Annotated in this window: 22 protein-coding genes; 5 read left to right on the plus strand and 17 right to left on the minus strand. The window is 64.7% G+C overall.

What is annotated here, in order from left to right:
• Positions 1 to 63: 63 nt before the first annotated feature.
• Positions 64 to 1,146 carry a DUF2336 domain-containing protein gene (locus AYJ54_RS20530; RefSeq protein WP_063701776.1) on the plus strand — a complete coding sequence of 361 codons (1,083 nt, stop codon included), beginning with the start codon at positions 64 to 66 and terminating at the stop codon, positions 1,144 to 1,146.
• On the opposite strand, the gene AYJ54_RS20535 is transcribed toward AYJ54_RS20530, so the two are convergent.
• The 12 genes from AYJ54_RS20535 to tsaB form a co-directional block, all read right to left on the minus strand.
• On the minus strand, positions 1,143 to 1,856 hold the full coding sequence (locus tag AYJ54_RS20535; RefSeq protein ID WP_063701640.1) for a tRNA (guanine(46)-N(7))-methyltransferase TrmB: 714 nt from the start codon (positions 1,854 to 1,856) through the stop codon (positions 1,143 to 1,145). The two genes, AYJ54_RS20530 and AYJ54_RS20535, sit on opposite strands and share 4 nt — an antisense overlap.
• Positions 1,853 to 3,010: a M20 family metallopeptidase gene (locus AYJ54_RS20540; RefSeq protein ID WP_063701642.1), complete on the minus strand. Its 1,158-nt coding sequence runs from the start codon at positions 3,008 to 3,010 to the stop codon at positions 1,853 to 1,855. Before AYJ54_RS20540 ends, AYJ54_RS20535 begins: the two co-directional genes overlap by 4 nt.
• A gap of 84 nt (positions 3,011 to 3,094) precedes the next feature.
• Positions 3,095 to 3,508 carry a helix-turn-helix domain-containing protein gene (locus tag AYJ54_RS20545; protein ID WP_027550026.1) on the minus strand — a complete coding sequence of 138 codons (414 nt, stop codon included), beginning with the start codon at positions 3,506 to 3,508 and terminating at the stop codon, positions 3,095 to 3,097.
• 224 nt (positions 3,509 to 3,732) lie between these two features.
• The gene (gene lnt, locus AYJ54_RS20550; RefSeq protein ID WP_063701643.1) at positions 3,733 to 5,346 is read right to left on the minus strand and encodes an apolipoprotein N-acyltransferase; all 1,614 of its coding nucleotides are present in this window, start codon (positions 5,344 to 5,346) and stop codon (positions 3,733 to 3,735) included.
• Positions 5,343 to 6,458: a hemolysin family protein gene (locus AYJ54_RS20555; RefSeq protein WP_063701645.1), complete on the minus strand. Its 1,116-nt coding sequence runs from the start codon at positions 6,456 to 6,458 to the stop codon at positions 5,343 to 5,345. Before AYJ54_RS20555 ends, lnt begins: the two co-directional genes overlap by 4 nt.
• A 13-nt stretch (positions 6,459 to 6,471) precedes the next feature.
• Complete coding sequence (gene ybeY / locus AYJ54_RS20560; RefSeq protein WP_063701778.1) at positions 6,472 to 6,969, minus strand: rRNA maturation RNase YbeY; 498 nt, start codon at positions 6,967 to 6,969, stop codon at positions 6,472 to 6,474.
• Between the two features lie 52 nt (positions 6,970 to 7,021).
• Complete coding sequence (locus tag AYJ54_RS20565; RefSeq protein ID WP_063701647.1) at positions 7,022 to 8,017, minus strand: PhoH family protein; 996 nt, start codon at positions 8,015 to 8,017, stop codon at positions 7,022 to 7,024.
• A gap of 64 nt (positions 8,018 to 8,081) precedes the next feature.
• Positions 8,082 to 9,479: a tRNA (N6-isopentenyl adenosine(37)-C2)-methylthiotransferase MiaB gene (gene miaB, locus AYJ54_RS20570; protein WP_063701649.1), complete on the minus strand. Its 1,398-nt coding sequence runs from the start codon at positions 9,477 to 9,479 to the stop codon at positions 8,082 to 8,084.
• A 188-nt stretch (positions 9,480 to 9,667) separates the two neighbouring features.
• Positions 9,668 to 10,348, minus strand: coding sequence for an HAD family hydrolase (locus AYJ54_RS20575; RefSeq protein ID WP_063701651.1), 681 nt, complete (start codon positions 10,346 to 10,348; stop codon positions 9,668 to 9,670).
• A gap of 205 nt (positions 10,349 to 10,553) precedes the next feature.
• Positions 10,554 to 11,009, minus strand: coding sequence for a Fur family transcriptional regulator (locus tag AYJ54_RS20580; RefSeq protein WP_063701653.1), 456 nt, complete (start codon positions 11,007 to 11,009; stop codon positions 10,554 to 10,556).
• Positions 11,010 to 11,046: 37 nt separating this feature from the next.
• The gene (rimI, locus tag AYJ54_RS20585) at positions 11,047 to 11,532 is read right to left on the minus strand and encodes a ribosomal protein S18-alanine N-acetyltransferase (protein WP_063701655.1); all 486 of its coding nucleotides are present in this window, start codon (positions 11,530 to 11,532) and stop codon (positions 11,047 to 11,049) included.
• Positions 11,529 to 12,224: a tRNA (adenosine(37)-N6)-threonylcarbamoyltransferase complex dimerization subunit type 1 TsaB gene (gene tsaB / locus AYJ54_RS20590; protein WP_063701780.1), complete on the minus strand. Its 696-nt coding sequence runs from the start codon at positions 12,222 to 12,224 to the stop codon at positions 11,529 to 11,531. Before tsaB ends, rimI begins: the two co-directional genes overlap by 4 nt.
• A 262-nt stretch (positions 12,225 to 12,486) precedes the next feature.
• Here tsaB and AYJ54_RS53720 point away from each other — a divergent pair, with 262 nt between their 5' ends.
• A complete protein-coding gene (locus AYJ54_RS53720) occupies positions 12,487 to 12,693 on the plus strand; it encodes a hypothetical protein (protein WP_063701657.1) in 207 nt (68 codons plus the stop codon).
• A 285-nt stretch (positions 12,694 to 12,978) separates the two neighbouring features.
• Here the strand turns inward: AYJ54_RS53720 and AYJ54_RS20600 are convergent, their stop codons facing one another.
• From AYJ54_RS20600 to murJ, 4 genes are all read right to left on the minus strand, one after another.
• A complete protein-coding gene (locus AYJ54_RS20600) occupies positions 12,979 to 13,548 on the minus strand; it encodes a NifU family protein (RefSeq protein ID WP_063701659.1) in 570 nt (189 codons plus the stop codon).
• 275 nt (positions 13,549 to 13,823) lie between these two features.
• Complete coding sequence (locus AYJ54_RS20605; protein ID WP_063701661.1) at positions 13,824 to 14,318, minus strand: universal stress protein; 495 nt, start codon at positions 14,316 to 14,318, stop codon at positions 13,824 to 13,826.
• A 106-nt stretch (positions 14,319 to 14,424) separates the two neighbouring features.
• Entirely contained in the window at positions 14,425 to 15,477 is a 1,053-nt protein-coding gene (gene trpS / locus AYJ54_RS20610; RefSeq protein ID WP_063701663.1) for a tryptophan--tRNA ligase, read from the minus strand.
• Between the two features lie 113 nt (positions 15,478 to 15,590).
• A complete protein-coding gene (gene murJ, locus AYJ54_RS20615; RefSeq protein ID WP_063701665.1) occupies positions 15,591 to 17,126 on the minus strand; it encodes a murein biosynthesis integral membrane protein MurJ in 1,536 nt (511 codons plus the stop codon).
• A 185-nt stretch (positions 17,127 to 17,311) separates the two neighbouring features.
• On the opposite strand from murJ, the gene AYJ54_RS20620 reads away from it, so the two are divergent.
• Complete coding sequence (locus AYJ54_RS20620) at positions 17,312 to 18,313, plus strand: adenosine kinase (protein ID WP_063701667.1); 1,002 nt, start codon at positions 17,312 to 17,314, stop codon at positions 18,311 to 18,313.
• 211 nt (positions 18,314 to 18,524) lie between these two features.
• On the opposite strand, the gene AYJ54_RS20625 is transcribed toward AYJ54_RS20620, so the two are convergent.
• Positions 18,525 to 19,718, minus strand: coding sequence for a serine hydrolase domain-containing protein (locus tag AYJ54_RS20625; RefSeq protein ID WP_063701782.1), 1,194 nt, complete (start codon positions 19,716 to 19,718; stop codon positions 18,525 to 18,527).
• A 346-nt stretch (positions 19,719 to 20,064) separates the two neighbouring features.
• Between AYJ54_RS20625 and AYJ54_RS20630 the strand changes: the two genes are divergently transcribed.
• Together AYJ54_RS20630 and AYJ54_RS20635 are read left to right on the plus strand one after the other, a co-directional pair.
• Complete coding sequence (locus AYJ54_RS20630; RefSeq protein WP_063701668.1) at positions 20,065 to 20,385, plus strand: hypothetical protein; 321 nt, start codon at positions 20,065 to 20,067, stop codon at positions 20,383 to 20,385.
• A 325-nt stretch (positions 20,386 to 20,710) separates the two neighbouring features.
• Entirely contained in the window at positions 20,711 to 22,204 is a 1,494-nt protein-coding gene (locus tag AYJ54_RS20635) for an NAD-dependent succinate-semialdehyde dehydrogenase (protein WP_063701670.1), read from the plus strand.
• The last annotated feature ends 188 nt before the right edge of the window (positions 22,205 to 22,392 follow it).

Below are 22,392 nucleotides of genomic sequence, written 5' to 3' on the forward strand. Positions count from 1 at the left end.
CCTTTTGTGGGGCGGCTTGAGCCAATGGCGCACCCGCGGCGTGCCAGATTCGAGTTGCGTTCCATGACCGTTGCCACGTCGCTCATTCCCGGACTGGACGATATCGTCAGAGGCGGCGATCCGAAGCGTCGCGGCGAGGTGGCGCGCGCCATCGCCGAGTTGTTCTTCCAGGATTCCGCAAAGCTTCGTCCCGACCTCGTTGCGCTGTTCGACGATCTCCTGATCGACCTCGTCCCCCATGCCGAACTTGTCGCGCGCGCCGAACTCGCCGAGCGCTTCTCGCGCTTGAACAATGCGCCGCGCCATCTGGTGAAACAGCTCGCCCGCGAGAATGAGATCATGGTGGCTGGTCCCGTGCTGCGCCGCTCGCCCGTGCTCGACGAAGCCACGCTGCTCGAGATCGCGCGTCTGAAAGGGCAGGGCCATCTGCTGGCGATGACGGAGCGCCCCATATTGTCGGCTGACATCACCGATGTGCTGGTCGAGCGCGGCGATCGCGACGTGGTGCGGCGCGCCGCCGGCAATGCCGGTGCCGTGTTCTCAGCAGGCGGCTACTCCGAGCTGATCAAGCGCGCATCGCAGGACGGCGTGCTGACGCTCAAGCTCGGTCAGCGTGACGATCTCTCGGGCGATCATCTGAAGGAGCTGTTGGACGGTACGCTCGACGTCATTCGCCGCCGCCTCTCCAGCGTGGTCAACCCGGTCCGCCAGGTCGAGATCAAGCGCGCCATGGCTGCCATCGAGGAAGCGGCGTTGCCGCCCGGGCCGCGCCGCGATTTCGCGGGGGCGCAGCGCACCGTGCTCGGCCTGCATCGCGACGGTCACCTCGGCGAGAGCGCGCTGCTCGGCTTCGCCAAGGCGCACAAATACGAGGAATCGATCGCCGCGCTCTCCGCGCTGTCCGGGGTCAGGCTCTCGATCCTCGATCGCCTCATCGCGGGCGACCGCTACGATCCGATCCTGATCCTCGGCCGTGTCTTGAATCTCGGCTGGCCCACCGTGCGTGCGCTCATCCTGCTGTGGTACGGCCCGCACCGGACGCCGGCCGATGCCGACCTCGAAGCAGCGCGCGCGAACTTCACGCGCCTGATGCCCTCGACCGCCGAACGCGTCGTGAATTTCTGGCGCAACCGGCAGACGATCTAGAGTCGCCTGAACCGCAGATATGCCGCCTTGCGGCCCTCGCGCGCGGCTTTCCGGCCGTAGCGCGTCATGGTGTAGCCGGCCCAGGGCAGGCGGAAATCATCGGCGCGCTCCGCAAGCCAAAGGAAATCCGGCGAACGCGAAAGATGCGACAGCGTCCAGGCGCAGTAATCGTCGATGTCGCAGACGAAGCGGAATTCACCGCCTGTCTTCAGCACGCGCGCCATTGCGGCGATCGTCTTGTCCTGGACGAAGCGCCGCTTCCAGTGCCGCCGTTTCGGCCAGGGGTCGGGATGGATGAGATCGATCCGCGACAGCGACGCCTGCGGCAGCCAGGCGAGCAACTCGGCGGCATCGCCCGCGAACAGGCGGATATTGCCGATGTTGCCGGCCTCGATCTGCGCGAGGATTTTGGCCATGCCGTTGACATAGGGCTCGCAGCCGATGAAGCCGGTCGTGGGAAAGCGAAGCGCTTCCGCCGCAAGATGCTCGCCGCCGCCAAAGCCGATCTCGAGCCTGAGCTCACTCGCGGCCGGATCGAAGATGTCGCAGACATTCGCGGGCGCTTCGCCTGCGATGTCGAGTGCAAGATGTGGCAGCAAATTGTCGATGAGATCGGCCTGGTGCTGCCTGAGCTTGTGGCCCTTGCGGCGTCCGAAGAATGCGCGCTCGCTGTCATCAGCGCGGCGCGGGTGCGGCTTGTCCTCGTTCATCGCAGCGTCTGATAGAGCCGATAGAGCAGCCGCGCGCGCGGCTCGAGCGACGAGACATAAAGCTGCTCATAATGGGTGTGCGCGCCCTTGCCGTCGACGCCGAGGCCGTCGAGCGTTGCGGTATGGGCGGCCGTGAAATTGCCGTCGGAGCCGCCGCCGGTGTGGGTGTCGATCAGGTCGAAGCCGAGCTCGGTGGCAATCGTCTTCGCATGCTCGAACAGCGCGGCGCCCGAATTGCTCTTCTCATAGGGCGGGCGATTGAGCTCGCCCGTGATCTTGACGATGACGCCCTCGGTCTTCGATTTCAGTCCGAGGATCTTGCCGACGAATTCCTCGGCGTCGGCGAAGCCGGGGACGCGCAGATCGACTTCTGCATAGGCCTCTTCCGGCGTGACGTTGGGCCGCGTGCCGCCGCGCACCACGCCGACATTGACGGTGACGCCGCGCTTCAGATCGTTCATCCCCTCCAGTGCCTGGATCACGTTGGCGAGCTCGCGGATGGCGCTGCGGCCGTCTTCCGGCCGCGTGCCGGCATGCGCGGGCACGCCCTTGATGAAAACTTCGAATCGCCCGACGCCCTTGCGTCCGGTGACGATCTTGCCGCCGTCACGCGCCGGCTCCGTCACCAGCACATATTTGGCCTTGCGCCCCTCCGTCTCTATCAGCGCACGCGAGGTTGGGCTGCCGATCTCCTCGTCGGAGGTGAACATGTGGGTGATGCCGAGCGGCGAACGCTCTGCCGTTGCGCACAGCGCGCGAAAGGCGTGATGGGCGATGTAGGCGCCGCCCTTCATGTCGTAGATGCCGGGACCGAACGCGCTGTCGCCCTCGACCTTGAAAGGCAGCCGCTCGATGAATCCCATGGGATGGACGGTGTCGAGATGGCTGAGCACCAGGATGCCCGGGCGGTCCTGTCCCCATGCCGAGCGGACCACGAGATGATCGCCGCAGCCGTCGACGCCGGCGACGGGTTCGAGCGTAACCGGCAGATCACGATATTGCTCCGCAACTATCGAGATCAGTTTGTTGATTTGTTCAGGCGTGTCCGTCGGCGTCTCGATCTCCACCCAGCGGCGGATGCCATCGAGAATAGTTTGGGAATCGAACAAATTGGAGCTCGCCATGGACGCATCTGTGCCTTTGAACCGCATCATCGGAGAGGGCGCGCACAAGGCGCGCCCGCACATGACGACATAGGCCAGATTTGGCGCAGTCTCAAATCGGATTGAGGCGGCGCGTCAGCGCTTGTCCGGGCCTTCGCGGGCGGCGATCTGCTCGACGAGATCGACAATGGAGCGGCGCAGCTTCGAATCGGTTATTCGGGTGAACGCCTTGGTCAGGGCAAGTCCCTCCGATGTCGCGAGGAAATCCGAGACATAGGACGGCGAAGCGCCTTCGCTGAAGCCGTCGGGACCGGGCGTGCCGCTCGGTCCGCCCTCGAACAGGAACGACACCGGCACCTGGAGAATCTCGGCGATCTGCTGGATGCGACTCGCGCCGACCCGATTCGTGCCCTTCTCGTATTTCTGGATCTGCTGGAAAGTCAGGCCCAAAGCTTCGCCGAGCTTTTCCTGGCTCATGCCCAACATGATGCGGCGCATGCGCACGCGACTGCCGACATATTTGTCAACAGGGTTGGGCGCTTTCGACATTTCCTCAGCCCTCCAAACACCACCTTCAGCGCAATCGGCAAGTATGCCTCAGGTGCCAGCGCCATCAAAATCTCAACCTCATTTTGGGGAACATTGCGGAGAAATTTAGCAATGCACCGCTGTCTTGTTGCAGCGGGGTCAGAATGCGGAGGGCGCCAGCGATCTGTCAACCGTGGGACTACGGTTGTCAAAGGATTCCGGACGCGCCGGCGAGGACGGCGCGATCAGGGGTGCCGTTTGGCAACACGCCGCCGCATCGCAAGGATCACGGCCAGCGCGACGAGCATGGCCGCGGGGATGTCGCCAACGCGCGCATAAATGGTCGGTGGGATCGCGGCGGGCAGGCTTGCATCCAATATGCCTTCGATCCCGAGGCCGAGGCTGGCGATGGTTCGTCCCACCGGATCGATCACCGCCGACACGCCCGTATTGGCGGAGCGGACCAGCGGCAGCCCGAGCTCGATGGCGCGCATCCGCGCCTGCTCCAGATGCTGGTAGGGACCGGTCGAGATGCCGAACCAGCCGTCATTGGTGAGATTCACAATCCAGCCTGGTCGTTCGTTGCGCGCCGCAACGTCGCCGGGAAAGATCGCCTCGTAGCAGATCAGCGGCAGCGCACGCGGGGCGCCCGGCACCAGCAGTGCATGCCGTACGGTGCCCGGAATGAATCCTCCCCGCACCCTGGTCAGTTGCTCGAAGCCGAGCTTCTCCATCAGGTCCTGGAACGGAAGATATTCTCCGAACGGTACCAGGTGCAGCTTGTCGTAGACCGCGAGCACGCTGCCGTCGTGGTCGATCACATAGATCGAATTGTAGGCGCGCGTGATCGGCTTGCCCGGCGGCAGGTCAGGGGCACGAACCGATCCGGTGATCAGCACCGTTCCCTTGGGCAGGAGCTCAGCGATCTCTGCCATCGCGTCGGCTTCGCGGGTCAGGAAGAACGGAAAGGCGGATTCCGGCCAGATCAGGATGGTGGCATCGCGGACGCCAGTCGATTGCGGCCCGGAGGCGCGGTCCGACAGGGACAGATACTTCTTCATCACCTCCGCCTTGGCGGCGTAGTTGAACTTCGCGTCCTGCTGGAGGTTCGGCTGCATCAGGCGCAGCTTGGCGCCCGCGACCATCGTGGTCGGATGCAGCGACAGGCGGATGGCGCCGAAGATGCCCATGATGATGAGGAGCGCGATCGCGGCGGCGGGCACACGCCACGGCACGCGGCGGTCTGCGCTGCTGTCGATCAGCACCGCCGGGCTTGCGAAGATCGCAACGGTGAGGAACGTCATGCCCCACAGGCCGATCAGGGACGCCGTCTGCGCCAGCGGCAGCGGCTCCGACAGCGCATAGCCGAAGGCGTTCCAGGGAAAGCCGGTCAAGACGTGCCCGCGCAACCATTCGCTGATGGTGAGGCTTGCTGCGAGCGCAAGTACGCGCGTTGAATCCTTGGTCCAGAGCAGGCGCGCCAGCGCAAATCCGATCGCGGTGAAAATCGAAAGATAGGCCGGCAGCCCCAGCACGGCGAAGGGTGTGAGCCAGGCAAAGACGTCAGCCTCGACGAAGAAGGCATAGCCGATCCAGTAGAGGCCCGGAACGAAATAGCCGAGCCCGAACCAGTAGCCGGTCAGCGCCGCGGCGGGGATGCCGCCGAGCCGTCCGCCGCCCGCGCCGTCGATCAGCCAGACCAGTACGGGGAAGGTGAGGAACAGCACCGGCCAGGCGTTGAATGGCGCCAGTGCCAGAACCGACAGCGCTCCTGCTGCCATCGCAATGAGGGCGCGCTTCCATCCCCAGGTCAGGAGGACGGCAAGCGCGATCGTCCGCAGTCGCTGCAAGAGGTTCACGGGGTGCCGGCCCCATCGCCCGGCGGCGTGGGTGCGTCACCGGCCGGCGGTTGGCCCGCGTCCGGCGTCGCCTCACGGCGGCGGCTCTCACGTTGGGTGCGCGGTGCGGGACGTTCCTTCCGCGTCGAGATGCGCAGCCGTTTGACGCGGCGCGGGTCGGCATCGAGCACCTCGACCTCGTAATGGCCGGGGCCCGAGATCACCTCGCCGCGAACCGGCAGGCGGCCGACGAAGCTGACGAGATAACCGCCGAGCGTCTCCACTTCGTCGCCGGCTTCTCCGGTGACAAAATCCTCGCCGATCACCGAACGGACGTCGTCGAGGCTGGCGCGGGCATCGGCGATGAAGGAGTTGTCGCCCTGGCGGACGATCGAAGGCGGCTCGTCGCTGTCGTGCTCGTCGTCGATCTCGCCGACGATCTGCTCGACGATATCCTCGATCGAGACCAGTCCGTCGCTGCCGCCATATTCGTCGACCACCAGCGCCAGGTGAATGCGCGTGGCCTGCATCTGCGCGAGCAGGTCGATCGCCCGCATCGATGGTGGCACGTAGAGCAGCTTGCGGATGATGTGCGCATCGTGCAGCGGCAGTGCGAGGTCGACCGCGCGCAGGTCGAGCCCGGCCGGCAGCGGCTTCTTGCGCTTGGTTTTGGCCGCTTCCGACACGCGCGCGCGCGCGGTCATGAAGGCGAGCAGGTCGCGGATATGGACGATGCCGACGGGATCGTCGAGCGTCTCGTTGAAGACGACGAGGCGCGAATGCCCGGCGCTCTCGAAGCGGTCCATCAATTCGCCGAGCGGGATGTCGCGCTTCACCGCGATGATGTCGGCGCGATGCACCATGACGTCGGCGATGCGGCGCTCGTGCAGGCCGAGGATGTTGCGCAGCATGGTGCGCTCGACGGCCGAAAAGCCGGTATCGTCGGGCGTGGTGGCGTCGAGCACAACCTGGAGATCGTCGCGCACCGATCCCGCCTTCCAGCCGAACAGCGTCCGGATCGCGCGCAGCAGCCAGCCTTCCGCCGTCGGGCGCAGGACCTCGCCGGGCGTCACCACAGCCGGCAGGTTGCGGGTGTTGCGTGGATTGTCGTGGGTCGGTTCGGAATCCACCATCTCAATCCATCCGTCAGCGCTCTGCATAGGGGTCGGGGATGCCGAGATGCGCCAGGATCTGCTGCTCGAGCGCTTCCATCTCCTCCGCGTCGTCGTCGTTTTCGTGGTCGTAGCCGATCAGGTGCAGGAAACCGTGCACGGCGAGGTGACTCAAATGGTGGTCGAACGGCTTTTGTTCCGCATCCGCCTCCCGCCGCGTGGTCTCATAGGCGATGGCAATGTCGCCGAGCATGCGCGGCGCATCGCCTGGTTTCCACTCGCCCTCGGGCTGCAGCGCCGGAAACGACAGCACGTTCGTCGGCTTGTCGATGCCGCGCCAGTTGCTGTTGAGCGTGCGGATGCCGGCATCATCGGTCAGCATCACGGCCACTTCGGCCTCCGCGACGTCCTCATCGACCTTTTCGGCGGCAGCGGCGATCGCACGCTGGATTACGGCGTCGGCGTCGGGCTCGCTCTGCCAGCAATCGGCAACGACGAGGACCTCGGTGGTGGGCAAGTTGGGATGCGACATGGTGTTGTTCGGACCGGACGATTCTTCGCCTTTCGGATCCGGTTGTGTCTCGTTATGGCTTGCCTGCGACCGACCGCTGCGGCGACCCGTCATAGGCGGCAACGATCCGCGCCACGAGCTCGTGGCGGATCACGTCTTCGGCGGTGAAATGAACTTGCGCAATGCCCTCGACGCCGTCGAGCAGGCGGGTCGCTTCCCGCAGGCCCGAGGTCTGGCCGGCCGGCAGGTCGATCTGCGACGGGTCGCCGGTTACGATCATGCGGCTGTTCTCGCCGAGACGGGTCAGGAACATCTTCATCTGCATCGACGTGGTGTTCTGCGCCTCGTCCAGGATGATGATGGCGTTGGTCAGCGTGCGGCCGCGCATGAAGGCGAGCGGCGCGATCTCGATCTCGCCGCTCTGGAGCGCGCGCTCGACGATTCGTGCATCCATGAGATCATAGAGCGCATCGTAGATCGGGCGCAGATAGGGATCGACCTTCTCGCGGAGATCGCCCGGCAGAAAGCCGAGTCGCTCGCCGGCTTCCACCGCCGGGCGCGACAGGATGATGCGATCGACCTCCTTGCGCTCGAACAGTTGCGCGGCATGCGCGACCGCGAGCCAGGTCTTGCCGGTGCCGGCCGGGCCGATGCCGAACACCAGCTCGTGGCGCTTCAACGCGCGGATATAGGAGTCCTGCGCGGCGGTACGTGCCCGCACCGGACGCTTGCGCAGGTTGATGCTCTCGAAGGTCGCCTTGGCCGACTTGGCGTCGAACTCGAACAGCGAGCCCTGCGCGATCACGGCGCGGATCGCACCTTCGACCTCGCCCTGGTCGAGATCCTGTCCCTTCACCGCCTGGGCGTAGAGCATCTCCAGCACGCGGCGCGCAGCGTCGCAGCCGTCGCGCGTGCCACCGATGGTGATGTGGTTGCCTTTGGAGTCGACGACCACGCCGAGTCGCCGCTCGATCTGCGCGAGGTTCTGGCCGTAGGGGCCGACCAGTGCGGAAGCGGCGCGGTTGTCGTCGAAGTCGATGACGACCTGGGTCTCGGGCGGAACTTGCATGTCGCGGTCAAATTTGCGGCTGGGAGCGAAAGAAGGCGAATCCGATGCACTTTTTGGCAAGGGTTCAGGCTCCAGTGGCGATTGGCGATAAAGCGGGCTCGCGCGCAACACGCGGCGTCACGAGTTCACCCAAAAGGCTGTAGCGCTCGAGGCTGTCGATCCGCACCGGCAGAATCTGTCCGATGATGTCGGGCGAGGCCATCACATGCGCGGGCTGCAAATAGGCGGTGCGGCCGACGATCTGGCCGGCATTGCGCGCCGCGCGCTCGAACAACACGTCGACGGTTGTGCCAATCGCGGCCTTGTTGAAGGCCGATTGCTGGCTGTCGATCAATTCCTGGAGCCGCTCCAATCGCTGGTCCATCTCGGCTGGGGACACCGTCTCCTGCATATCCGCGGCCGGCGTTCCCGGCCGGGCGGAGTATTTGAACGAATAAGCCGCAGCGTAGCTGATTTGTGTGACCAGTGCGAGGGTGGCGCGAAAATCTTGCTCGCTCTCGCCGGGGAAGCCGACGATGAAATCTGATGAAAAAGCAATGTCTTGGCGTGCGGTACGGAAACGGTCGATGAGACGCCGATAATCATTGGCGGTATGTTTGCGGTTCATGGCCGCCAGAATCCGGTCCGAGCCCGATTGCACCGGAAGGTGCACGAACGGCATCAGCGCATCCAGATCGCGATGGGCTGCAATCAAACTGTCATCGACGTCGCGGGGGTGGCTGGTCGAATAGCGCAGCCGCGCGATGCCGGGCATCCGTGCCAGGTGTTCGAGCAGTTTGCCGAGCGGCCAGCTTTTCCCGTCGGGTCCCTCGCCGTGATAGGCGTTGACGTTCTGCCCGATCAGCGTCAGCTCGCGCACGCCGTTGTCGGCAAGTCGCTTCACGTCGTCGACGATCTTCGCCACGGGTCGCGAGACTTCCGCACCACGCGTATACGGCACGACGCAGAAGGTGCAGAACTTGTCGCAACCTTCCTGCACCGTGACGAAGGCGGAAATGCCGCGCGCGCGGATCGCATCGGGCTTCGGCTGCGCGAGAAAGCCGAACTTATCCTCGGCCGGGAATTCGGTCTCGATCGCGCGCCCTTCGTCGCCTGCGCGCCGCAGCAGTTGCGGCAGATGATGATAGCTCTGCGGGCCGACCACGATGTCGACCACTGGCGCACGGCGCACGATCTCCTCGCCTTCGGCCTGTGCCACGCAGCCCGCAACCGCGATTTGCATCGCGCGGCCCTCACGTGCGGCCTCGTCCTTGGCGACGCGCAGGCGCCCGAGCTCGGAATAGACCTTTTCGGAAGCCTTCTCGCGGATATGGCAGGTGTTGAGGATGACGAGATCGGCGTCCTCGGCGCTGGCCGTCTCCACGAATCCTTCCGGAGCCAGCGTGTCCACCATGCGCTGGGCATCGTAGACGTTCATCTGGCAGCCATATGATTTGATGTGCAGCTTGCGCGGCGGCTTCATGGAACCCGGATTGAGGTGGAGAACGGCCCTCAGATATAGGCTGGAGGGGCGAAAATCCAGCGATTGGGGCCCGAAACAGGCCGTCATTCCGGGGGCGCGCCAGCGAATCCGGAATCCAGAGGTTTTGGTGCGAGATTCCGGGTTCACGCGCGTTGCGCGTGCCCCGGAATGACGACGGAGGGGCCGATTCAGCCCGCCAGAGCGTCTGCCTCGACCCGCCGGAGCAGTTCCGGCAACTGCCGCATGTCCGCAAAGGTCAGGTCGGTCCCCGCCCGATGAAGGGTCTCGGCATAGCCGTCGCGGCAATGGCTGCCGCCGTGAAAGCCGAACACCGTCATACCGGCCGCACGGGCGCCGGCGATTCCCGCCAGGCTGTCCTCGATCACGACGCAGCGGTGCGGTGGCACCGCCATTTCGGCGGCCGCTAACAGGAACAGATCCGGCGCCGGCTTGCCGTTCGTCACCTGCGAGGCTGAAAAGATCTTCGGCGCGAGGCGCTCGTAGAGCCCGGTGCTTCCGAGGCTCACGCGCATGCGTTGATGCGAGCCGCTGGAGGCCACGCAGACGGCTTGCGTGACCACATCCAGCACGTCGTGAATGCCGCGGATCGCTTCGAGGTTGGCCTCGAACGAGCGGAACAGCTCGTCCTGCAAGTCGCCGTGATAGGCGTCGGGCAGCTTGCGGCCGAGCTCGGATTCGATTTCGAGATTGGCCTGCCGTGTCGAGCGGCCGAGAAAGCGCTCGAACACCTGCTCCGACGTGATCGGATAGCCGTGCCTGGTCAGGACATCCGCATGCGCGCGACAGGAGATCACCTCACTGTCGACCAGCACGCCGTCGCAATCGAAGATGATGAGGTCTATTGGCACAACTGTGTGGCGCTGTTGTCCTTACCTCTCCCGGAGGGAGAGGTCGGCGCGAAGCGCCGGGTGAGGGGTTCTACTCTCTCGTGGAAACTGAGACCCCTCACCCCATTTGCACTGGACGATGCTTCGCATCGCCAGGAGCAAATCGACCTCTCCCCGACGGGGAGAGGTGAGGCGAATCCGCGGAAAGGTCTATCTACAATCGCCATCAACTCGACGGCTTTTCGTCGTCGAGTGGGACGCAATAGAGCTCGAGCCGGTGATCGACCAGCTTGTAGCCGAGCTTGCGGGCGATCTCCGCCTGGAGCTTTTCGATCTCTTCGGAGGTGAACTCGATCACCTTGCCGTCGCGCAGATTGATGAGGTGGTCGTGATGGCTGTCGCGCATCTGCTCGTAGCGCGCGCGGCCCTCGCGGAAATCATGGCGCTCGATGATGCCGGCATCTTCGAACAGTTTCACGGTTCGATAGACTGTCGAGATCGAGATCTTGTCATCCACGGCGACGCAGCGCCGGTAGAGTTCCTCGACGTCGGGATGATCCATCGCCTCGGCGAGCACGCGGGCGATCACGCGGCGCTGCTCGGTCATGCGCATGCCGGTCGCGGCACAGCGCGCTTCGATGCCGGTGGCCTTGGTCGCGGAAGAAGGTTTCAGTGTGGTCATAGGGTTGTCTGCCTGGCGGCGCTTCCTGCCATCAAGTTTATGACAAGTCACGTCGCATCAGAAGTGCGTTCAATTGTTCCCCGTTCGGCTGCTTATAGTAGCGTTCGCGGCGTCCGACCACCATGAATCCGTTCTTATCGTAGAGCCGCCGCGCCGGCTGGTTATTCTCCTCCACTTCCAGAAATATAGTACGGACGCCGCGTCCTGCGAGGTGGCCGAGATGGGTCATCAGCAGCATGTGGGAGAGACCGCGTCCGCGATGGGCCTGGTCCACCGCGATCGAGAGGATTTCCGCTTCGTCGGCGCCGATCCGCGACACCGCAAAGCCGATCGTCTTGCGGCCCAGGCGCAGGCGATGGATGAGCGTGTTGCGCTCGCTCATCATGGTCTCGAACTCGCCCTCGCCCCAGCCGCGTGCGAAGGATGCGCCATGAAGCTGCGCCAGCCGCAGCGCGTCGCTCGCGGAAGCGGGCTCGACGGCGGCCGTGCCGCCGCGCCACCATTCCGACAACCATCGCATCATGAGGTTGCGGCTTGTGCTGCGAGCGGCGGTAGCGCTGCCGGCTTTGCATCGGGTGCGCGCAGATAGAACGGCCGCGCCGGCGTGATGTCGGGATCGGCCGCGGCGCCGAGCCATGCGACCCAGCCGATGTCGGGCGCTGCTTGCGTATCGACGGCAATGGGTTGCGGCATAACCTTCGGCCAACGCTCGGCGAGGATTTTTGCGGCATTGCCGGCCAGATGCGGCGCACCGAATTGCGAGGCCGCGATCGCCTCGTCGATGGGGGTCACTTTCGGCGGCACCAGCTGGCTGCCGTCGCCGGCGACGATCTGGAAATAGACGTGGTCATGCCGCGCATCGATCGCGGACAGCACGGGCGCCGACCCGCTCCGGCCGACGATTGCGGCAGCAAAGGCCGACAACGTCGTCAGCCCGACGGCGGGCCGCTTTGCCGCAAGCGCGATACCGCGCGCGGCCGAAATGCCGACGCGCAAGCCGGTGAAACTTCCGGGACCGACAGTGACGGCGATGCGGTCGAGCGCGGTGAATGCGAGATCGGCCGATTGCATGACGCGCGCAATCATCGGCATCAACGCTTCGGCGTGGCCGCGCTTCATGAGACGGGACTCCTGCGCAAGGAGTTCGCCCGCATCGGTATCAAGAACGGCGGCCGCGCACGCCTCCAGCGCGGTATCGATGGCAAGGATCAGCATGGCGGCAATGTAGTCGGTTCCGCGTCGATCAAACCAGAGCAAGTTTGCGCGCTCCACCAGGGCGCGCGCAGAGCGCGATCATTTGGCCTTGTCCGCAATCCTACGTACTCGGGAAAAGTATGCAATCTAGCATCCCTTTGGTCCCCCTCGTTTTGATGGTACCCGCTGCATTTGCAACCATCGGGAGGCTTAAGTGGTTGAAATTATGCGGATTAATAATGCATTAGCGATCAAATGACAGCCTTCAGTGGCGCCTCGGGCGATGCATTTTCGGCATATCGAGCCACCCCATCCGCGATCTCAACGGCAGGCCGTCAAGGTCGTGAAATATGCCTCGAACACGACGGCGAAGGTGATCGCGCGCATGCGCAGCGAGAAGGTGCGCGACATGATGGAATCGGTCGCGGCCGGCGCCGAGGGGTTGAACGCGTCGGTGTGTGAGATCGCCGAAGCCATGAGCCGCTCGTGAGACCGGATCGACCGCGGTCGATCAGGTCGAAGCCGCGGACCAGCAGGCACATCAAGGGCGCGATTCAGGGCGCGTACGTCTCGTCAACGTCTGCTGCGGGTCGAGGAGCAGAGCACGGTCACCAACAAGATGTCGGCGAGCATGCGCAAGGCTGCGGAAGAAGCCGCCAGCATTGGCCAGGCGGCTTGATCTCGTAGGATGGGCAAAGCGCGGCGTGCCCACCTCTTTTGTCCGGGTCGTATGGTAGGCACGGCGCAAGTGCGTCTTTGCCCGCCCTACGGCAGCTTACATCGGCCGGACTTCGACCACGTCGGGCACGAAGTGCCTCAACAGGTTCTGGATGCCGTGCTGCAGCGTTGCGGTCGATGACGGGCAGCCGGAGCAGGCGCCCTTCATGTTGAGATAGACGATGCCGTCCTTGAAGCCGCGGAAGGTGATGTCGCCGCCGTCATTGGCGACCGCCGGCCGCACCCGGGTCTCGATCAGGTCCTTGATCATGTCGACCGTCTCGGCATCCGCCTCGTCGAAGAACTCGCCCCTGTCGTCGAGCTCGACATCGCTCGATGCCGCACCATCGGCGAGCAGCGGCGCGCCGGACATGTAGTGCTCCATGATGGCACCCAAGATCGCGGGCTTGAGTTGCTGCCATTCACCGCTCGCCTTGGTCACGGTGATGAAGTCGGAGCCGTAGAACACGCCGGTGATGCCGGGCACGTCGAACAGCTTTTCGGCGAGCGGCGAGCGGGCGGCGGCCTCGCGGGTCGAAAACTCCATCGGGCTGCCGTCGAGGACGAGGCGGCCGGGAATGAATTTCAGCGTGGCGGGATTGGGGGTGGCTTCGGTCTGAATGAACATGGTTTTCTCCGGACGTCGCCGGTTCAAGGCCGGCGCGTGGGCTATCCACTAGCAGATGGCGACGGGGAACGCACGATCAAGGGGGTGTGGAGCCCGTTCCATTGTTATATCAGCAAGTTAGGGCCGCCCTTTTCTCCCTCTCCCCGCTTGCGGGGAGAGGGTTGGGGTGAGGGGGAGTCTCCACGGGGGCGGTGAGAGTTGGACTTGCGGAAGCTCCCCCCTCACCCGGAATTCAAGCTGTGCTTGAATTCCGGCCTCTCCCCGCAAGCAGCGAGCTACGACAATGAATCCACGCTTGAATCGGCAAGCGCGCCGGAAATGATCGTCACTGGAATCGGGAACGTCCCCACCGCGTGCGCAAGCAGGGCGACCAGAGGTCCCGGGCCTTCCGCGCCGGGATTGGCGGCCAGCACCAGCATGGCGATGTCCGGGTCCTCGTCGATGACCTCGAGGAGTTGTTCCATCGGGCTGCCTTCCCGGATCACCCGCTCCGGCGTGATCCCAGCGATGCCGTTGGCGCGGCCCGCTGCACGGTCGAGCGCGGCGTTGGCCTCTTCATGAGCCTCGGCCCGCATGATGTCGGCAACCCCCAGCCATTCCTGGCTCTGCTCTTCGGTCTCGATGATGCGCAGCATCACCACGCCCCCGCCGGCGCGGATCGCCCAGCGGCTGGCGTAATAGACCGCGCGATCCCATTCGGCGGTGTCGTCGACGATGACAAGGCATTTGGGCTTGTGACCCGGCTCGAAGCAAAGTCGCTTGCTGGTCATGCATGTCCCGGCGTGTCCCTGGTCGACATGCTGCCACACTCCCTCAGCTTTTGGGAGAGGGGGCGGCCGGCGCCGTGGCGCAGACCGTGTTTCGCATGCGCAACAATCAACGCCTGCGGATGAAGCCGACGATATCCTTCGAGAGCTTCATCGTCTCGTCGGCGATCGCGCGCGCCCGGTCGGAGCCGTCGTTCAGGATCGCATCGATATGGCCGGGATCGGCGACGAGACGCTTCATCTCGCCGGCGATCGGCGAGAGTTTCGTGACGCACAGATCGACAAGCGCATTCTTGAAGCTGGAGAACTGGCCGCCGCCGAAATCGCGCAGCACGTCGGCCTTCGAGCGGCCGGAGAGCGCGGCGAAGATGCCGACGAGATTGTCGGCCTCGGGGCGCGCTTCCAGGCCCTTCTCCTCCGTCGGCAGCGGCTCCGGATCGGTCTTCGCCTTGCGGACCTTCTGCGCGATGGTGTCGGCATCGTCGGTCAGGTTGATGCGCGAATAGTCCGACGCATCCGACTTCGACATCTTCTTGGTGCCGTCGCGCAAGCTCATCACGCGCGTCGCCGGTCCCGTGATGAAGGGTTCCGGCAGCGGGAAGAACAGGCCGTCATTGGTGCCGTGGCTGCGGATCGAGTCGCCGAAATCGTTGTTGAACTTCTGCGCGATGTCGCGCGAGAGCTCGAGATGCTGCTTCTGGTCCTCGCCGACCGGCACATGGGTGGCGCGGTAGAGCAGGATGTCGGCCGCCATCAGCACGGGATAGTCGTAGAGCCCGACGGAGGCGTTCTCGCGATCCTTGCCGGCCTTCTCCTTGAACTGGGTCATGCGGTTGAGCCAGCCCATCCGCGCGACGCAGTTGAAGATCCAGGCAAGCTCGGCATGGCCCGAAACCTGGCTCTGGTTGAACACGATGTGCTTCTTCGGGTCGATGCCGCTCGCGATGAACGCCGCGGTCACCTCGCGGGTGTTGCGCGCGAGCTCGGCCGGCCCGCCCCAGACGTCCACGCCCTGCGTGATCGCGTGCATGTCGACGACGCAATAGATGCAGTTGTGGGTTTCCTGCATCTTCACGAAGTTGACGATCGCGCCGAGATAATTGCCGAGATGCAGATTGCCCGTCGGCTGGACGCCTGAAAAGACCCGTTCAACGAATGCCATGGCAAGCCTTCCTGGAGATAGTGGGCCGTCGTTTCCAACAGCGGCGCTGCCTCGTCAAGGGTAATTACACCTCTCCCATAGGGAGAGGTGAAGAGACCCTGGGATGAGGCGCGCTAATGAGCCGGCCGCTTCAGGGCGTTAACCGCTTCCCGCCACGAGGCGACGCCGAGGACCTGCAGGAGCAGGCCATAAACAGCGATCCCCGCCGCGATCTGCAAGCCGAGCGCAATGAACTTGATGAAGCCATGGCTGTCGGCAGGCGCAAGGCCGGCCGTCAGCCAGAGCAGGGCGCCCATGGCGAGCGCGGCGAGCACGATCCGCGGCAGCCGCCTTTGGGCGGCCTCGTCGGCCTTGAAGCCGAACTCGGTCTTGCCCTTTCGGAGCAGCGAGAATGCGCTGCCCCAGGCGCCGGCCGCGATGCTCGCGGCAATCCCGGTCGCGCCGAAGAAGTGGCCGAGAACGACTGCAAGCGCGACCGCGACCACAAACCCCTTGGCCGTTGCCAGGAGCGGCGTCATCGTGTCGCTGCGGGCGTAGAAGGCCGGGGACAGCGCCTTGATCAGCACATGCGCCGGCAGGCCCAGCGCCAGCCACATCAGTGCGTGCGCGGTCGCCGTGCTGTCCTCGGCGCCGAAGGCGCCGTGCTCGAACAGCAGCCGCACGATCGGCTCCGCGAGCACGATCAGGCCGAGCGTCGCCGGCAATGCCAGCCCGGCGGCGAGCTCGAGCGCGCGCGATTCCGCATGCGCCACCGCGTGACGATCGCCGCTGCCGACCGCGCGCGTCAGCTCCGGCACCAGCACCGTGCCCATGGCGACACCGACGATGCCGAGCGGCAGCTCGACCAGGCGGTTAGCGAAATAGAGCCAGGAGACGGCGGAGGGCGTCGCCGAGGCGATGATGGCGCCGGCCACGATCAGCCATTGCGGGCCCGAGCTTGCGATCATGCCGGGGACCGCCTTGGCGAAGAAGCCGCGCATCTCCTCATCGAAGCTCACACGCAACGGTGTCGCGAGGCGCGCACTTCGTTGCGACAGCAGCATCAGCAATTGCAGCAGGCCCGCAATGCCGACGGTGGCCGCCAGCACCCACGCGGCGAAGCCCGCCTCGGCGTGCCAGAGGAGGAGCGCCGCGATCGCGGCAATCAGGGCGATGTTGAACAGAAGTGGCGAAAACGCCGTCAGGGCAAAGCGGCCTTGCGCGTTGAGCAGTCCCATCAGCACTGTGACGGGACCTGCAAAGGCGAGATAAGGCAGCATCAGGCGCGCACTCTGAACAGCGAGGTCGCGGGTCTCGCTGCCGAGGAAGCCGGGCGCGATGATCGCGATGATCAGCGGCATCACGAGCGCGATGACGATCGAGGCCGCGATCAGGGCGACGCTGACCGTGCCGAGCACGCGCCCCGCAAAAGCGGCCGCGGCTTCCTCGCCGTCGCGGTCTCGCACGCCCAGCCAGGCCGGAATCAGGGCCGCATTGAGCGCGCCCTCGCTGAGCAGGCGCCGCACCACGTTGACGAGCTGGAAGGCCGCCAGGAAGGCATCCGCCACGGCGCCGGTACCGAGCAGCGCCGCGATCAGGGAATCGCGCGCAAAGCCCAAGAGACGCGAGGCCAATGTTCCGGTCGAGACGGTCAGGAATGAGCGGATCATCGGGCGTAAATACCATAGCGTTTTCGAGCGAAATGGTCCCGGTTCGCATGAAGAAAACGCGTCAAAGGACAACCCTCGTTGCTTGCCGGCGAAGGCCCGGTCGTGATAGGCCGCGAGCGAGATTTCAAGCCGAACAGGAAGCGGATTTTCCGCAGCTCTGCAATCGGGCAACAGGATCAAAGTGAATGGCTGACGCGAAATATGACGTTCTCGGCATCGGCAACGCGCTGTTCGACGTGCTGGTCAGGACCGATGAGGCTTTTCTCGCCAAACACGGCATGACCAAGGGCAGCATGTCCCTGATCGACGAGGCGCGTGCTGCGGCCATCTACAAGGACATGGGTCCGGCGACCGAGGTCTCGGGCGGCTCGGCCGCCAACACCATTGTCGGCGTGGGGAGCCTGGGGGCGCGGGCGGCCTATGTCGGCAAGGTCAAGGACGACCAGATCGGCAATCTCTATGTGCATGACATCCGCGCCGTCGGTGTCGCCTTCAATACGCCTGCCGCGAAGGACGGTCCGGCCACCGGCTGCTCCTACATCCTGGTGACGGGTGACGGCGAGCGCACCATGAATACCTATCTCGGCGCCGCGCAGGACCTGTCGCCTGCCGACATCGATCCGGCCGAGATTGCTGCTGCCGGCATCGTCTATCTCGAGGGCTATCTCTGGGACCCCAAGAACGCCAAGGACGCCTTCGTCAAGGCCGCCAAGATCGCCCATGATGCAAAGCGCAAGGTGGCGCTGACACTGTCGGATTCGTTCTGCGTCGATCGCTACCGCGACGAATTCCTGGCCTTGATGCGCAACGGCACCGCCGACATCGTATTCGCCAACGAGTCCGAGCTGCATTCGCTCTACATGACCTCGGATTTCGACACCGCGCTCAAGCAGCTGCGCAACGACGTCAAGCTCGGCGTCGTCACCCGCAGCGAGAAGGGCTGCGTGGTGGTCTCGCCGGAAGATGCTATCGCGGCGCCTGCCTTCCCCGTCGCCAAGATGGTCGACACCACCGGCGCCGGCGATCTTTTCGCCGCCGGCTTCCTGTTCGGTCTCGCGCGCGAGCTGCCCTACAAGCAGTGCGGTGAGCTCGGCGCGCTCGCCGCCGCCGAAGTGATCCAGCACATCGGCGCGCGGCCGCAGGTATCGCTGAAGGAGCTCGCCCAGCAGCGCGGGCTGGCGGTGTAGCGCGAGCTCGCCTGATTCTCCGCTGTCATCGCCCGACTTGATCGGGCGATCCAGAATTCCAGAGACGGCGGTAGAATACGGACAAGCCGCGGCGTACTGGATTCCCCGCTTTCGCGGGGAATGACACCTCCGTTGGGGCGATGCTGGCACTCTGAACGAACATGGTCGGGACGAGCCCGGCCATGACGCTTGCTGAGAGTTCAACCCTCTCCTACGCCGCCCTTTGCCCGCTTCCCACATCCAGCCCGGCATACACGCCAAGCTCGAAGCCCGCAAAGGCCTCCAGGCACTTCGCGTCGAAGAACGGCAACACCTGCATCAGGATCACGCCGGAAACATCGCGCGCCGGGTCGATCCAGAAATAGGTGTTGGCGAGACCAGCCCAGGCGAGGCTGCCGGCGCTGCGGCCTTCCGGCGTCTTGGCGGTGTTGATCAGGAAGGAGAGCCCCCACTTCTTCACGATGTCGGGGAAGAGATCGACGTCGTTGGTGTATATCGGCGCCACCGTCGTCATCTTGCCAATCGTGAGATCGCCGATGTGGTTCTCGCCCATCAGCGCGACCGTCTCGGGCTTCAGCAGCTGGTTGCCGTTGCCGCGGCCCTTGTTGAGGATCATCTGGGTGAACCTGATGTAGTCGCCGGCAGTGCCGTAAAGGCCGCCGCCGCCCATGTGGAATTCCGGATTCTGTTCGATCTCGAACGGGATCGGCGCCAGCGATCCATCCTCGCCGCGTGCATGTGTGGCGACCAGCCGCTGGCGCATGTTGTCGGTGATCTTGAAGCCGGTGTCGTTCATGCCGAGCGGTGCGAATATGTGATCGCGCAGATAGGCATCGAGACGCCTGCCGCTCACCGCCTCGACCGCCTTGCCGACGAAGTCGATGTTGATGCCATATTCCCAGCGCGTACCGGGATCGGACATGATCGGCGTCTTCAGCGCGACGTTCTGGCAGGAGAAGATGTTCGGGGTTCCGGTCTTCTCCAGATATTGCGCGCAGTCGCCGTTCCACACGTTGTAGGCAAAACCGGCGGTATGGGTCATGAGCTGGCGCAGGGTGATCGCTCCCTTCGCCGGCCGCAGCTGCGGCTCGCCCTTGGCGTCAAAACCTTCGAGCACTTGCGGACTGGCGAGATCGGGCAACACCTCACTGATCGGCGCGTCCAGCGATAGCTTGCCCTGCTCGACCAGTTGCATCGCGCCTGCGGTCGTCACCGCCTTCGTCATCGATGCGATCCAGAACACACTGTCCAATGTCATCGCGTCGGGCTTGGACAGGTCGCGCTTGCCGAACGCGCCCTGATAGATCACGTCGTTGCCGCTCGCGGCGATGGCAACGACGCCGGGAATCTCCTTGGCGTCGCTCTTCTGGCGCAGAATCTCGTCGATCTGGGCTTGGCTTTGCATCCGCGTTTCCTCCGATTTGATTATTGTTGGAAGTGCTCGATTGTCCTCCTGCAGGTCGCGTGCGGCAAGCGTCTCAACCTTCGCGCAGGTCGCGATGTCGTGACTTGACGACGAGCGTCCTGCGCAGGACGACAACGAGACCGAACTGCAACAAGTCGTCACAATCTGCGGTGGATGGCCGCACTTCGCCGTGACCCCGCAAGGGCCCAGGCGATATGTTTCGAGAGTTTCGAAGCACTTGAAACATTTTGTGCGCTGCGACGTTCGGCTCAGGGCCGGACCGATGCGGCCGAAGTTAAGACTTGATGCAAATGTTGGCGGCGAAGAGGCCGCGAGGGGACTTGAGATGATTTCGACCTGGAGCGAATGGAAGCGCTATCCCCGTCACGGACGGGGCGAGAACCTGGAGGCGCCGATTTCGCCCGGCATTTACGAGGTCCGGATCGCCGGCACCGGTGCGCTCTATTCCTTCGGCGCGGTCGACAACGTCGCGCAGGCGCTCGCGCTGCTGCCGGTCGGCTCGAAGTCCTGGTTCGGCCGCCGCGATACCACGGACGTGCCCGACCTCGAATATCGGACCTGCGCGACCTCCTCCAAGGCCGACGCCAAGGCCGCGGCCGAGCGCATGATCGGGCGGCGCGAGACCTATATGAGCGGCGCGGCCTAAAAGGGGCGGGATCAATTGAGCTGCTTCTGCGCTCACGATGCCAAACCTCTCCCGTAGGGAGAGGTCGCGCCGAAGGCGCGGGTGAGGGGTTACACTCTCTCGTGGGACCTGAACCCCCTCACCCGATTTGCTGCGCAAATCGACCTCTCCCCGCCGGGGAGAGGTGAAGAGACTCGCGGCCCAATCCACTCAGGCAAAATCATCCCGCGTAGGTTTCGCGCGGCCCCCAACTTAGCTCCAAGCAGATGTGCGTTGCGGGGCGGTGCATTGTGCGCCGCCAGTCCCTATATTCCGGGCCAATCCGATCGTCCCAAGGAGCAACGCCATGACCCCGACCGCCGCCGCACGCGCCTCGCAAGCCACCTCCACCCTGCGCGACCGGTTGAAGGACCCTTCGCTCCTGAAGGAGGCCTGCTACATCGATGGCGCCTGGGTCGGCTCGCCGGTCTTTGCCGTCAACAATCCTGCGACCGGCGTCGAGCTTGCAAAAATCCCTCAGCTCTCCGCGGACGACGCCACCAAGGCCGTTGAAGCCGCCGAGCGCGCGTTCCCGGCCTGGGCCAAGCACACCGCCAAGCAGCGCTCCAACATCTTGCGCAAATGGTACGAGCTGATCGCCGCCAACCGCGAGGATCTTGCGCTGATCCTCACCTCCGAGCAGGGCAAGCCGCTCAGTGAGGCGCTCGGCGAGGTCGATATCGGCGGCGCCTATGTGGAGTTCTTCGCGGAAGAGGCCAGGCGCGTCTATGGCGAGACCATTCCGACGCAGCGTCCTGACGCGCGGCTGCTCGCGATCAAGCAGCCGATCGGCGTCTGCGGCGCGATCACGCCCTGGAACTTCCCGAACTCGATGATCACGCGCAAAGTCTCGCCGGCGTTAGCTGCCGGCTGCACCGTGGTGCTGAAGCCCGCCAACGAAACGCCGCTGTCGGCACTCGCGCTCGCTGCGCTCGCCGAGAAGGCCGGCGTGCCCAAGGGCGTGTTCAACATCATCACGGGTGACGCGTCGCCGATCGGCAAGGTGCTGTGCGAGCATCCGGCGGTGCGCTTCGTCGGCTTCACCGGCTCGACCGCTGTCGGCAAGATTCTTTATCAGCAGGCCTCCGTCGGCGTGAAGAGACTTGGCCTGGAGCTCGGCGGCAATGCGCCGTTCGTTGTGTTCGACGACGCCGATATCGACGCGGCGGTCGAAGGCGCGATCGTCTCGAAGTATCGCAACATGGGCCAGACCTGCGTCTGCGCCAATCGCCTCTACGCCCAGGACAAGATCTACGACGAATTCGTGCAGAAGCTGTCGAAGAAAGTCGCCACGATGAAGATCGGCGATGGCACCGAGAGCGGCGTCACGCAGGGCCCGCTGATCAACATGAAAGCGGTCGACAAGGTCGAGCGTCACATCGCGGACGCGGTGAAGCGCGGCGCCAAGGTCGTCACCGGCGGCAAGCGCAGCGCGCTCGGGCGCTCCTTCTTCGAGCCGACCGTGCTGTCCGACGTCAAGCCGGACTCGCTGGTGTCGCAGGAGGAAACCTTCGGCCCGCTCGCGCCGGTGATCCGCTTCAAGGACGAGGCCGACGTCATTGCGATGTGCAACGCCTCGCCGTTTGGCCTGGCCTCCTACTTCTATTCCCGCGATCTCGGCCGCGTCTGGCGCGTCGCCGAGGCGCTGGAATCCGGCATGGTCGGCGTCAACACCGGCCTGATCACCACGGAGGTCGCGCCCTTTGGCGGCGTCAAGGAAAGCGGCCTGGGGCGCGAAGGCTCGCATCACGGCATGGAAGAATACGTCGAGATCAAATACGTGATGATGGCGGGGGTGTAGGGCGTCGGATCACCGCACGTCGTCCTGGACAAGCGCAGCGAAGCGGAGCGCAGATCCAGGACCCATAGCCACAGGACGTGGTTTGGCGAAGACTCCTGGTTATCAGCTCGCGCCAAACCACTCCCTGGGGTTATGGGTCCTGGCTTTCGCCAGGACGACATCGGATTTGCGGCGCGCTAATTCCGCTA

This window comes from Bradyrhizobium centrolobii (assembly GCF_001641635.1).
In the GTDB taxonomy this organism is placed as follows: domain Bacteria; phylum Pseudomonadota; class Alphaproteobacteria; order Rhizobiales; family Xanthobacteraceae; genus Bradyrhizobium; species Bradyrhizobium centrolobii.